This is a genomic window from Pseudomonas sp. NPDC079367 (assembly GCF_044542195.1).
Classification (GTDB): Bacteria; Pseudomonadota; Gammaproteobacteria; order Pseudomonadales; family Pseudomonadaceae; genus Aquipseudomonas.
In genome coordinates, this window is the sequence record NZ_JBITTW010000001.1 from 897,937 (window position 1) to 910,634 (window position 12,698).

The window sequence follows — 12,698 nt, forward strand, 5'->3', positions numbered from 1 at the left end:
TTCCCATGAACATCCTTTACGACGAACGCCTCGACGGTCCCTTGCCCGAGGTGAACAAGGCCGAACTGCTAAAGGCCTTGCAACAAGCCCTGCCGGACCTGGACATCCTCTGGCGCGAAGATGAACTCAAACCCTACGAATGCGACGGCCTCTGCGCCTACCGCACCACGCCAATGCTGGTGGCCCTGCCCCGGCGTCTGGAGCAAGTGCAAACCCTGCTGAAACTGTGCCATCAGAACAATGTGCCCGTGGTCGCGCGGGGTGCCGGCACTGGATTGTCCGGCGGCGCCCTGCCACTGGAAAAAGGCCTGCTGCTGGTGATGGCGCGGTTCAACAGCATCCTGCACATCGACCCCGCTGCTCGCATCGCGCGGGTTCAGCCTGGCGTGCGCAACCTCGCCATCTCCCAGGCCGCCGCTCCGTTCGGCCTGTACTACGCGCCGGATCCGTCCTCGCAGATCGCCTGTTCAATCGGCGGCAACGTTGCGGAAAACGCCGGTGGCGTGCATTGCCTCAAGTACGGTCTGACAGTGCATAACGTGTTGAAAATCGAAGTGCTGACCATCGAGGGCGAACGTCTGACGCTGGGCTCCGAGGCGCTCGATTCAGCCGGTTTCGACCTGCTCGCCTTGTTCACCGGCTCCGAAGGCCTGCTGGGGATCATCACCGAAGTCACGGTGAAACTGCTGCCCAAACCGCAAGTCGCCAAGGTGCTGCTGGGCAGTTTCGACTCGGTCGAAAAGGCCGGCCGCGCGGTCGCCGAAATCATCGCCGCCGGGATCATTCCGGGTGGTCTGGAAATGATGGACAACCTGGCCATTCGCGCCGCCGAAGATTTTATCCACGCCGGGTATCCGGTCGACGCCGAGGCGATTCTGCTCTGCGAACTCGACGGCGTTGAAGCCGATGTGCACGACGATTGCCAGCGGGTGCGCGAACTCATGACAGCGGCCGGCGCGACTGAAGTGCGTCAGGCTCAGGACGAGGCCGAGCGCGTGCGTTTCTGGGCAGGGCGCAAAAATGCCTTCCCGGCGATCGGTCGATTGTCGCCCGATTATTACTGCATGGACGGCACTATCCCGCGCCGCGAATTGCCCGCTGTGCTGCAAGGTATCTCGCGTCTTAGCGAGGAATATGGCTTGCGCGTGGCCAACGTGTTCCATGCCGGCGACGGCAACATGCATCCGCTGATTCTGTTCGATGCCAACCAACCCGGCGAACTGCATCGCGCCGAGGCACTGGGCGGCAAGATCCTCGAACTGTGCGTCAAGGTCGGCGGCAGCATCACTGGCGAGCACGGGGTCGGCCGCGAAAAAATCAATCAGATGTGCGCACAGTTCAACAGCGACGAGTTGCTGCTGTTTCATGCGGTGAAAGCTGCGTTCGATCCGCAGGGCCTGCTCAATCCCGGCAAGAACATCCCGACCCTGCATCGCTGCGCCGAATTTGGCGCGATGCACATTCATGCCGGGCAACTGCCCTTCCCCGAGCTGGAGCGATTCTGATGGCTGATTTCGACGCCGCCAACGCCCTGCTCGATCAGGTCAACGCCGCGCGGGCCAATGCCACGCCGCTGAAGATTCAGGGCGGCAACAGCAAGGCCTTTCTCGGCCGCGAAGTGGCCGGCGAAGTGCTCGACACCCGCGCTCATCGTGGCATCGTTCAGTACGACCCGACGGAACTGGTGGTCACCGCACGTGCCGGCACGCCGTTGTCCGAGCTGCTCGCGGCGCTAGATGACGCCGGGCAAATGTTGCCCTGCGAACCGCCTTCCTTCGCTGATAGCGCCACCGTCGGCGGCATGATCGCCAGCGGACTGTCCGGGCCACGCCGACCATGGTCCGGCTCGGTGCGCGATTTCGTCCTCGGCACGCGAGTGATTACCGGCCTGGGGCAGCATTTGCGCTTCGGTGGCGAAGTGATGAAAAACGTCGCCGGTTATGACCTGTCGCGGCTGATGGCCGGCAGTTTCGGTTGCCTCGGCGTGCTCACCGAAGTGTCGCTGAAAGTCCTGCCGAAACCGCGCCAGTGCCTGAGCATTCGCCTCGATATCGACTGCGCTCGGGCGTTGAGCAAACTAGCCGAATGGTCCCAGCAACCGCTGCCGATCAGCGCCGCGTGTCACGATGGCCAGAGTCTGTATTTGCGTCTGGAAGGTGGCGAAGGCTCGGTGACGGCGGCGCACCAACGCCTCGGTGGTGAGCCGCTGGACTTGGTTTTCTGGCGCGACCTCAACGAACACCGCCTGAGTTTTTTCGACGAAGGCTTGCCGCTGTGGCGCCTGTCATTGCCCAACAACCTCGGCCCGCTTGAGCTGCCCGGCGAGCAACTGATCGATTGGGCCGGGGCGCAACGCTGGCTTAAATCCGACAGCACCGAGATTCATGCACTCGCCCATTCCTTCGGCGGCCACGCGACGTGCTTCACCCATGGCGCCACCGATTCGCCGTTTCAACCCTTGGCGCCGACCCTGCTGCGCTACCATCGGCAACTCAAGGCGCAACTCGACCCGCAAGGGCTGTTCAACCCCGGGCGAATGTACGCGGAGGTCTAGCCATGCAAACCACCCTCAGCGAGCAATCGCGGCAATTGCCGCGCGCTGGCGAAGCGGAAAAGATCCTGCGCACCTGCGTGCACTGCGGCTTTTGCAACGCGACGTGCCCGACGTATCAATTACTCGGCGATGAACTCGACGGGCCGCGCGGGCGCATTTATCTGATCAAGCAAGTGCTGGAAGGCGCACCGGCCACCGAGCAGACGCAACTGCATCTGGATCGTTGCCTGTCGTGTCGCAACTGCGAAACCACCTGCCCATCCGGCGTCGATTACCACAACCTGCTCGACATTGGCCGCGCGGTGGTTGATCGCCAAGTGGCGCGCCCGGCTGCCCAGCGTTTGCTGCGTGAAGGCCTGCGCGCGTTGGCGCCGAATCCGGGGTTGTTCAAAGGCTTGCTGCGCATGGGCGCGACCTTTCGGCCGCTGCTGCCGCGCCGGCTGGAAAGCAAACTGCCGCAGCACGTCGCGGTTATGGGGTCGCGCCCTGCTCCTCGGCATGCGCGCCGGGTGTTGTTGCTCGAAGGCTGCGTGCAGCCGGGCCTTTCACCGAACACCAATGACGCAACCGCGCGGGTGCTCGATCGCCTGGGCATCAGCGTCATAGCTGTGAGCGAAGCCGGTTGCTGCGGCGCCCTCGATTATCACCTCGACGCTCAGGCCAAAGGCCTCGACCGTGCTCGGCAGAATATTGATGCCTGGTGGTCACATCTTGAAAACGGTGCCGAAGCCATCGTGCAGACGGCCAGTGGTTGTGGCGCGTTCATCAAGGATTACGGGCATTTGCTGGCGGATGATCCGGTGTATGCAGAGAAGGCTCGGCAGATCAGCGAAATGACCCGGGATCTGGTGCAAATCCTCGCGGAGGAACCGCTGGAGCAAGTGTGTGCCGCCAGCGAACGACGCATCGCCGTGCATTGCCCGTGCACGTTGCAGCACGCACTGAAACTCGGCGGCGCCGTCGAGGCAGTTCTGACCCGACTCGGCTTCAACCTCACGCCAGTGCCGGACGGCCATTTGTGCTGCGGCTCGGCGGGCACTTACTCGCTGACGCAACCGGCGCTGGCGCGACAACTGCGCGATCAGCGCCTCAACGCTCTGGAAAGTGGCCGGCCCGAGTTGATCGTCACTGCCAATGTGGGCTGTCAGAGTCATCTGGCCAGCGCCGGGCGCACGCCCGTGAAGCATTGGATCGAGTTGGTGGATCAGTCGCTGGCAGAATGAAGTTCGTCGGATTCTTCGTTTGCCCGCGTGGGCGAAGGCTGCGATCTTTTCCAGCACTCATTCCGTGACCATGGCAGGAATTTTTTTCATGACTGTGCAGCCGTTCGTCAGCCCCGACCTGATCCGCCAACGCTTCTCCCGAGCGATGTCCGACATGTACCGCGAAGAGGTGCCACTGTACGGCGCGCTGATGGAACTGGTGGAAAACACCAACCGCGCGGTGCTATCGCAGCAGCCTGATGTCGCCGGACAGCTCAAGCGCAGCGGCGAAATCGAACGGCTGGACATGGAGCGCCACGGCGCCATCCGCGTCGGCACCGCGAGCGAACTGGCCACCCTCGCCCGCCTGTTCGCGGTGATGGGCATGCAACCGGTGGGTTATTACGACCTGACCCCGGCAGGCGTGCCGGTGCATTCAACGGCGTTTCGTGCGGTGCATGAAGAGGCGCTGCAGGTCAGCCCGTTTCGCGTGTTCACCTCGTTGCTGCGGCTGGAGCTGATTGAAGACGCTGAATTGCGTGAGTTTGCCGAATCGGTGCTGGCCGGTCGTTCGATTTTCACCGACTCCGCGTTGCGCCTGATTGAACAGGCGGAAACGGCGGGCGGGCTGAATGACGCCGAAGCCGCAGAATTCGTCCGACAAGCACTGGAGACTTTTCGCTGGCACCACAGCGCCACCGTCAGCGCCGCGCAATATCAGAAACTCAGCGCACAACACCGCTTGGTCGCGGACGTCGTTGCGTTCAAAGGCCCGCACATCAATCACCTGACGCCGCGCACGCTGGACATCGACACTGTGCAGCAACAGATGCCTGTTCATGGCATCACACCGAAAGCCGTGATCGAAGGGCCACCGCGCCGCAACTGCCCGATCCTGCTGCGCCAGACCAGCTTCAAGGCGCTCGACGAGCCGATCGCTTTCATCGATCAGCCCGAAACCCTTGGCAGCCACAGCGCGCGTTTCGGCGAAATCGAACAACGCGGCGCAGCCCTGACGCCAAAGGGTCGAGCGCTGTACGACCGCCTGTTGAATGCCGCACGGGATGAACTGGGCGACTTTCCCAATGAAGCCAACGCCGTACGCTACAACGCGCTGATGAATCAGCACTTTGCGCAATTTCCTGACAGCGTCGAGGGCATGCGTGAACAGGGGCTGGCGTATTTTCGTTATTTCGCTACGGAAAAAGGATTGGCGGCGCACGGACTTGGCGAATCGTCCCTGGAGGACTTGCTGCGCGATGGCTACGTGAAAGCGGAGCCGCTGGTGTACGAAGATTTCCTGCCGGTGAGCGCGGCGGGGATTTTTCAGTCGAACCTGGGGGATGCTGCACAGGCGCATTACGGCGAACACTCCAATCGACAGGCTTTCGAACAGGCGCTGGGGCGTTCGACTATTGATGAACTAGCGTTGTATGCCGAGACGCAACGGCGGTCGATTGAGGAGTGTTTGACCCGACTTGCGCGTTAAAACATCATAAGATCGCAGGCTGCGGCAGCTCCTACAGTGCAAAGTGGCGGGGTTGCATGGATGAAATGTGAGCAACCCAGTTCGTCTGCTTCTTTCAATTTTCAACATCTGTTAAAACGTTAAGCCGATTTGTTTCGGTTTATCCGAGACCATAAGTCGAAAATTTCGAGTCTGAAAACCCAATGAAAACCCGTCACATAATTCTCGCCAACGGATGGACCGCGACCTTCGAAAACATCGGCGAGTTTCGCATGGGCGTCGAGGGCTGGAGCTTGCTTCTACAGGGCCCGGATGATCAGGCGATCAAATACTTTGCCGACCAGATTGTTCTGGCGAACGACGAGGACGGCAACCAAGCCAACACCTGCATCCTGCTCTCGGTCGATGGTGTTTACGGCTATTTGCGTACGGCCGTAGACGGCGACTGGGTGATCGATTTTGCGCGAGGGATGATTGCCCCTCATCGAGTAACGATTCGCCACCATCACGACGTTTACGACGAAAGCCTTGCGCTGTATGAACAGCCGGCCTTCAAACGTGTGCGCCAGTACCTCAGTGTTGCCGGGAAACACATCTATCTGACTTTTCCGCTAACCAGAGATGAGGATTTTCCTAAGTTGTGGGAGCAATACCTGGCAATCCGCAGGCGCCAACTGGATGAGCTTTACTTCGCAAGCTGATGAACGCATGAAGACATCCGGAACACATCCGAACCGTTTTACGTCCTCTCATTCCCCCAGGTTCGACCCTGCCAAATTAAGTTTCACCTAAGCTTCCCCCGCTAGCATCCCGGCTCAACAACCTGTCGTCTTGAGCCGTGGATGAGTCCCTCCGACATGAAAGCCTTCGACCTGCCTGCCCCGCCGCATCCCAACTTCAGCCTCGTCCTGGTCAATTACAAAACCCCGGACATTACTCGCATGTGCCTTGAACTGCTTCGCGAGCATGTTCAGGCGCAGCGCATTCCGGTGTGGGTGGTGGACAACGATTCGGCGGATGCCAGCCTTGATTATTTGCGTTCGCTGGACTGGATCAATCTCATCGAGCGAGCGTCGCCGGGCAAGGAAATGGGGCATATTGCCCATGGCAAGGCGCTGGATCTGGCGTTGGCGAAAGTTGAGACGGACTACTTGTTTCTGCTACACACCGATACCTTCGTCTACGACATGGAAGTGTTCGCGATGATGATGCGCGAGTGCACGAAAAGTGCGGACATGGCGGCGGTCGGTTGTGTGGAGCAACTTGATCGCGGGTTACTTCGCGATACCTGGCGATTAACTTCGCGATTCTGCAAACATCATGTCCGGCGGCTGAAAGTCCATCTTGGCCTGCGTTCTAAACCACCACGTCCGTATAAAGAAACGCATCTGAAAAGTTTCTGCACGCTATGGAATGCGCGCTTGATGAAGTCCCAGGGGTTGCACTTCTGCATGGATGAGGAGGTGCCGGGATACGCCCTGCAGGATCGAATGGTCGAGTTGGGTTATGGCGTCAGGTTCCTCTCGCCGCGGACGATTTTCCGTTACCTCGATCATATCCAGGCCGGGACCGTCGCGGCGGCAGGCACGTATGGCAAGGATCATCGCCGTACGAAGATGTATCAGGCGACGCTCAAACGATTTCAGGGGCAGCAAGGCAAGACTGGCGTGCAAGCTTCGGCTTAATCCACGACAACAAAAAAGGGCGACTTCGAAGTCGCCCTTTTTTGTTGTTGAATTTTGTATACATCTGCTGTCGTGGTGGAGTTCGCCCAGTGTTATGGCCTGGCAATCCATGCACCGGTAAAGAGCCGCGACACTGGGCGAACGCCGAGGATTTTAATTCAAACGAGTGCACATGTCCTCATGCACAAAGATGAAATTTTTGAACTGAAAAGTTAAAAACCGTGTTTTACCGATTTTCCCCCAGAATTGTCTTACAAAATATTTAATATAATTGCTCTCACACACAAAGTTGTACAAGAGCAATAAACTTGTAGAGCTAATACTCAACTATCGTGCTGACTGGTCACTTTCAGGATATCGGTGTAAGTGACAATAACGCTCTGCCCTACTTTGAGATCTTTCAACTTGGCTTGAATCTCCGGCTTCTTCACCTCGAGCGTCTTCGATTGTCCGGAAGGATTTTCCAGAGTGACCTGATGGGTCTTCAAATCAATTTTGCTGATTTTCAGCTGCACCTGAACCTGACGATAGGCCTCACCCCCAGGGTTGTCGCTGCCCGGTGCTTTACGGAGTTCGCCGGTGCGTTCGGTGGTGCCAGGCAGACCTTTATCCACTTCGGTGTCGAGATAGGCGGCGACAGACCGCTGCACCTCGATCTTCACCAGGTCGCCCACTTTAAGATTGGCGAGGTTTTTCGCTTTGTCGCTGAGCTGGACGTGGACCTGACGACCTTCGGGACCTTCCAGCACCACCTGATGGTTGGCCGGGTCAACGGCGAGCACTTTGGTGGTAACGGAATCAGCCTCAACGACGGCGGATAATGGAATGTCGGCAGCCAAAGCGCCGAGACTCACGGCAGAAAGCAGTGTTGCGAGGGTGATGGCCTTGGCCAGTGCGTTGAGCTTCATATGCATTACTTTCCCTGTGATGAAATGGCGAAGCCCGCCGCCGAAGCGACTTCAGCGGCGGGCGTGCCAGTGAGCATAGACGCTGTTCAGGGCTTGACCTGGGTTTGTGGCCCGCGGGTGTGTGGCTCGGCGGTCTCCTGGGCGGTGGACTCGCCACTCGCTGTGCCTTTGCCGCTGTCCTGCCGCTGTTTGGGGTCGGTCGGGCGCAAGGCGTCGTTGTCGCGTTCGGTTTCGCCGGCCGGGCGTGGTTCATCGGGGTTATCGTTTGGCTTGCTGGATTTATTCACGGCGCTAGTCCTCAGGCTTCGGGATCGTCGAGTTCGCGGGCGACGTTGACCTCGGGTGAGTGCCGGTGCAGATCGTCTGCTTTGGCACGCAACAACTGCCATTGCTCAAGATCGATCGCGCCTTGGCCGAGCAGGTCGTCGGCGATGCGCTGCAGATCGAGGTAGTGAGCGTCAGGGGAGTCCTGCCAATAGGCCTGATCGTCGAACAGCCGCTGCCAGGTATCGAGGTCTGGGGGTTGCAGGTCGTCGCTCATGGATGGATCCGAAAATGGCGGGTTTCCAGGTAGAGCGATGGGCGGTGGTGAGAGTTCAGTCAGTTCGCTCAACGGTCACGGCGCTGGCGCCTTCGCGAGCAGGCTCGCCGCCGGCGGGAGAGCGATTCCCGCCGCTAATATCCGGTCATTTCCAGATAACCCTGGCCAGGATGGCTGCCATCGATCTTCACCGGGCCTTCCCAATAGGGAATTCGCAAATCCATCCACGCATTGCGGTTGATCGCGTCGACGCGGATATCGAGTTTCTTGTCTGGAATGCGGATCGACCACGTCACTGGCATCGGTCGACCGGTAACCTTGGCCGTATCCTGCGGCACGAGACTGATCTGCTCGCGGTGCAACGTCTGGATCTGGCCATCTGCGGCGATCCAGGTGCCGGTGAGATAAGGCGCGCCGTCCTTTTGTCGCATGCGATAAAGCATCACGTGTTCGCCGCTGTCCAGGTGCAGCGAGAACCAGTCCCAGCCAGTCTGATTGGCGGTCAGCGGCTGGCTGCTCCATTCGCGATCGAGCCACGCCGGGCCGCTGACGGTGTAAGTCTGGCCGTCGATTTGCAACGTACCGTTGGCCTGGAAAAACGGCTGACTGTAATAGTACGAGGCCTGGCCTTCTTCAGATTTCTGGCTGAAGCCGTTGTTGCCCTGCAGCACCGGCGGGCGACTGGAGGTGAGACGCAGTTGATACGCGAAATGCTTGTCACGGGCACTGAGTTGCATATCGCGCAACGGATCCTGCGCCTGGCTGGCAAACATCCAGTCATCGATCCACGCCTCGAACGGCGCCAGGCGCACGCCCGCCTGCCCTACTCCGCCCCGGGCGTAGCGCTCGGCGGCGTGATGCACCGAGCGCGAGGTGACTGCCGCATGGCCGAGCCAGATCGTCTGATTGCCCCACCCGGCCTGCTCGGCAACCGGTTTCAGGGCGCTGCGAAACAGCGTCCATTGCACGCCGAAATCGTTGCCCTGCTGATCCTTGAGATTGGCGGTGACGTACCACCACTCGATGCGAAAACCATCATGCGCGCCGTGATCGGCCGGGAAGCTGAATACCCGATCGGGCACCACCGGCGTGAACGATTGCGCTTGATCACCCATGCCGGCAAAGCCCTTTTCCTCGGGTGCAGGCTGATCGCAGCCACCGAGCAGCAACGCCAGCATCAGCACGCGCCATTTAATCCTCATGGGCAAACGTCCTCAGCAAATCCGCCGGTTGCGTGCGGTACAGAGAATACAGCGGCCATGCCGACGCCATTAATGTCGCCAGCAAGGCCAGCCCCATCAGTTGCAACAACTGCCACGGGAACACCCGCAACGGCAGTCGCCAGCCGAACGCCTGCACGTTGATCACCGCATCCAGGCACCATGCCAGAGCGATGCCCAACGGCAGCGCCAAGAGCAGGGTCAGCACTGCCAGCAGCCAGGTCTGGCCGAGGTTGAACAACATCAATTGTTTGCGCGTCACGCCCAGCGCCCACAGCGGTGCGAGTTGACCGAGTCGGCTCTGGCTCTGGGTCAGCAGACTGATGAACAGCGCCACGCCAGCCACGGCCAAGGTCAGGCTGTTCAATGCTGCCGTCGCGGCAAAGGTGCGTTCGAAGACTTGCACCGACCAGCCTTTGAGCCGCGCCTGATCGACGATGTGGTTGTCATCCAGCTCAAAGCGCGCCTGCAAGGTCTTGAGCAGCGCCGGAATCTGTTGCGGATCGATGCGCAGATTAAAACGGTTCGGCGTCAGCTGCGGCCAGCCCTGCAACAAGTGCTCACTGCTGATCAGCACGTGCCCTTTCGGATTGCCGTAGTCAGCGTAGATGCCGACGATGCGCGGCGACCACGTGCCGTTCGGCGTGGGAATGGCCAGATGGTCGCCAGCTTTGAGTTTCAGGCGTCGCGCCAGTTGTTCGCTGAGCATCACCGCATCATCCGTCGCCAGCTTCCCCCATGGTTCGCTGCCGCTGCTGTCGAGCAACGGCCAGTGCTGGCGATAGTGCGGGTGGTCGATAATGCCGTAGACATCGGCCGGCCAGCCTTTCAACGTTACCGAGACTTGCCAGTTGGGCAGCACTGCGGCCACGTTGGGCTGCTGCTTGAGCCAGCTGTGCATCTCGCGGGCCTGCGCCGGGTTGGCCGGGTTGATGTACAACTCGGCGCTCAGGCGTTGTTCGAGCCAGTCATTGAAGGTCTGGCGAAAACCGGCGGTCATGCTGCCGGCGCCGATGTTGGCGGCGAGTGCCAGCAGCAGCGCCATCAGCGCCAGACTCAGGGCTGGCAATTGCTGGCGACAGTCGGCGAGAAACCACTGGCCGAGCACCGAACGACTGCGCCCGAGCAACGGATTCAACAACGCACTGAGCAGCACCGGCAAGGCCAGCGCGGCACCGAGCAACAAACCGGCCATGAGCACGAAGCCGCTGCTCAGGCTGTCACCCCAGATCAGCGCCGCCAGCGCAATCGCCAGCAGCACCGTCGCCAGCCAACCCTGCCGGCGCAACCAACGCGAATACTGTTGATGCCAGGCCTGCGGATCGGCGACCGCCAGCAACGGCAGGCGCGCCGCCCGCAGCAGGCTGTTGGCCCCGGCCAGCAACGCGCCGAGCAGACTCAGACCGATACCGCTGAGCCACCACCAGGGACTCAAACGCAACTGCCCCGCCACCTCCGCGCCATACAACCCGCGCAAGCTGGCGGCGACGTCCGGCAGCAGAACGCTGGCCAGCCAATAGCCGCTGATCACGCCGAACAATCCGCCGATCAGCGCCAGTACACCCAGTTCAACCACCAGACACGCGATCAGCATTCGCGCATTGACGCCACAGGCGCGCAACGTGCGCAGCAAGCCTCGGCGCTGTTCCAGAGCGAGGCCAATGGCGGCGTGGGCGATGAACAAACCGACCAGAAACGATAGAAATCCAAGGGCATCGAGATTGAGGTGAAAGCTCTCGGTCAGCCGCGCCAGATTGTTTTCTTCACCGCTGCTTTTGAGCTGCAAGCGATCCTTGAAACTGGCTGGCAAATCCTGATGAAAATCCTTGGGCAACAGAAGCCGCGACAACTGCTCGGGTTGTTCCAGCAAGCTTTGTGCTACGCCGATGTCGACCAGTAACAGGCCCGGCGCCATGTCCTTCTGCGCGAGCAGCGGCGGCAGGGTTTGGCCGTTCACGGTTTGCGGTGTATCGCCTTCGCGCAAGCCGAGAATTTGCATTGTGTCCGGGGAAATCCAGGTACTGCCCGGCGGGCTGAAAAATTCGACGATTCCCTCAATCGGCATCGCCTGCCCGGCCACTGCGGAGTCCGCCGGCAGCGACACCGGCTCGATGCCCATCACCTGAATGCGTTGGTCTTCGTGGCCCTTGAGCGTCAGCCGGCCCTGCAACACCGGCGACACCGGCCAGCCCTGACGGCGCAGCTCGATGAACCAGCCTTGGGGAAACGGTGCGCCATTCGGGGTGCTCAGGCTGGCTTGCGGTTCGCCGCCGATCATCTGGCTGGCCCGCGCATAGCTGTCGCGGGCCTGGCTGTTCAGCGCCTCGACGCCGGTGAGCAGACTGGTAGCCAGCCACAACCCGGTCAGCACACTGAAAAACTGCACGGGATGGCGCCGCCAGTGGCTGAGCAGCGCGCGCAGGGTTTGCCGCCAGATCATCAGGCGACCCGCCCGTTCGACAACACCACGCGCTGGGCCAATCGTGCCGCGACGCGTTGGCTGTGGGTGACCATCAATAAGGTCGTCGGTGTGTCATCAAGTAGTTCGAGCAGCAGCCGTAATACTTCATCGCTGGTGGCTTCATCGAGGCTGCCGGTGGGTTCATCGGCCAGGAGCAATTTCGGCTGCGAGGCCAGCGCACGGCCCAGCGCGACCCGTTGCTGCTGGCCACCAGAGAGTTGCTCGGGATACCGCGAGAGCAGATCCCCTAGCCCCAGACGCTGCACCAGATGCGCCTGCCAACGCGGCTCATGGCGCCCGGCCAGGCGCGCTTGAAAGGCCAGATTGTCTTCTACGCGCAGGCTACCGATCAGGTTGAACTGCTGAAACACCAGACCGATTTCCGTGCGCCGCCAATTCGCCAACTGCGCTTCGCTCATCGACTCCAGTCGATGCTCGCCGCTGCGGATGCTGCCGCTATCGACCTTGTCCAGCCCGGCCACCAGATGCAGCAGCGTGCTTTTGCCACTGCCCGATTCGCCCATCAGCGCCAGGCTGCCACCGGCCTTGAGCGTCAGATCGACGCCTTGCAGTACCGGCAACAATCCCTGGGGCGTGGCATAGCTTTTGAAAACCTCGCGAACCTCAAGCATGAGCAAACCCGATCAGTGAACCTGGGC

Annotated in this window: 12 protein-coding genes; 6 read left to right on the top strand and 6 right to left on the bottom strand. The window is 60.6% G+C overall.

Annotated features, from left to right (window positions below):
- Positions 1-5: 5 nt before the first annotated feature.
- From glcD to ACIGDJ_RS04015, 6 genes are all read left to right on the top strand, one after another.
- Positions 6-1,505, top strand: a complete 1,500-nt coding sequence (glcD, locus tag ACIGDJ_RS03990) for a glycolate oxidase subunit GlcD (RefSeq protein ID WP_397478356.1) — start codon at positions 6-8, stop codon at positions 1,503-1,505.
- Positions 1,505-2,554 carry a glycolate oxidase subunit GlcE gene (glcE, locus tag ACIGDJ_RS03995; protein WP_313003185.1) on the top strand — a complete coding sequence of 350 codons (1,050 nt, stop codon included), beginning with the start codon at positions 1,505-1,507 and terminating at the stop codon, positions 2,552-2,554. The genes glcD and glcE overlap by 1 nt, the downstream gene beginning before the upstream one ends.
- Before the next feature lie 2 nt (positions 2,555-2,556).
- Positions 2,557-3,777, top strand: a complete 1,221-nt coding sequence (gene glcF, locus ACIGDJ_RS04000; protein ID WP_397478357.1) for a glycolate oxidase subunit GlcF — start codon at positions 2,557-2,559, stop codon at positions 3,775-3,777.
- 88 nt (positions 3,778-3,865) lie between these two features.
- The gene (locus tag ACIGDJ_RS04005) at positions 3,866-5,245 is read left to right on the top strand and encodes a VOC family protein (protein ID WP_397478358.1); all 1,380 of its coding nucleotides are present in this window, start codon (positions 3,866-3,868) and stop codon (positions 5,243-5,245) included.
- A 182-nt stretch (positions 5,246-5,427) separates the two neighbouring features.
- Entirely contained in the window at positions 5,428-5,925 is a 498-nt protein-coding gene (locus ACIGDJ_RS04010) for a hypothetical protein (RefSeq protein ID WP_101162683.1), read from the top strand.
- A 156-nt stretch (positions 5,926-6,081) separates the two neighbouring features.
- The gene (locus ACIGDJ_RS04015) at positions 6,082-6,909 is read left to right on the top strand and encodes a glycosyltransferase family 2 protein (RefSeq protein WP_397478360.1); all 828 of its coding nucleotides are present in this window, start codon (positions 6,082-6,084) and stop codon (positions 6,907-6,909) included.
- A gap of 323 nt (positions 6,910-7,232) precedes the next feature.
- On the opposite strand, the gene ACIGDJ_RS04020 is transcribed toward ACIGDJ_RS04015, so the two are convergent.
- The 6 genes from ACIGDJ_RS04020 to ACIGDJ_RS04045 all read right to left on the bottom strand — a co-directional run bounded on the left by ACIGDJ_RS04020 (position 7,233) and on the right by ACIGDJ_RS04045 (position 12,671).
- The gene (locus tag ACIGDJ_RS04020) at positions 7,233-7,817 is read right to left on the bottom strand and encodes a hypothetical protein (RefSeq protein WP_101162685.1); all 585 of its coding nucleotides are present in this window, start codon (positions 7,815-7,817) and stop codon (positions 7,233-7,235) included.
- A gap of 86 nt (positions 7,818-7,903) precedes the next feature.
- Entirely contained in the window at positions 7,904-8,104 is a 201-nt protein-coding gene (locus ACIGDJ_RS04025) for a hypothetical protein (protein ID WP_101162686.1), read from the bottom strand.
- Between the two features lie 11 nt (positions 8,105-8,115).
- A complete protein-coding gene (locus tag ACIGDJ_RS04030; protein WP_313003209.1) occupies positions 8,116-8,358 on the bottom strand; it encodes a hypothetical protein in 243 nt (80 codons plus the stop codon).
- Positions 8,359-8,492: 134 nt separating this feature from the next.
- Complete coding sequence (locus ACIGDJ_RS04035; RefSeq protein ID WP_397478361.1) at positions 8,493-9,560, bottom strand: lipocalin-like domain-containing protein; 1,068 nt, start codon at positions 9,558-9,560, stop codon at positions 8,493-8,495.
- The gene (locus ACIGDJ_RS04040; protein ID WP_397478362.1) at positions 9,550-12,018 is read right to left on the bottom strand and encodes an FtsX-like permease family protein; all 2,469 of its coding nucleotides are present in this window, start codon (positions 12,016-12,018) and stop codon (positions 9,550-9,552) included. The genes ACIGDJ_RS04035 and ACIGDJ_RS04040 overlap by 11 nt, the downstream gene beginning before the upstream one ends.
- Complete coding sequence (locus ACIGDJ_RS04045) at positions 12,018-12,671, bottom strand: ABC transporter ATP-binding protein (protein WP_101162690.1); 654 nt, start codon at positions 12,669-12,671, stop codon at positions 12,018-12,020. The genes ACIGDJ_RS04040 and ACIGDJ_RS04045 overlap by 1 nt, the downstream gene beginning before the upstream one ends.
- Positions 12,672-12,698 lie beyond the last annotated feature (27 nt).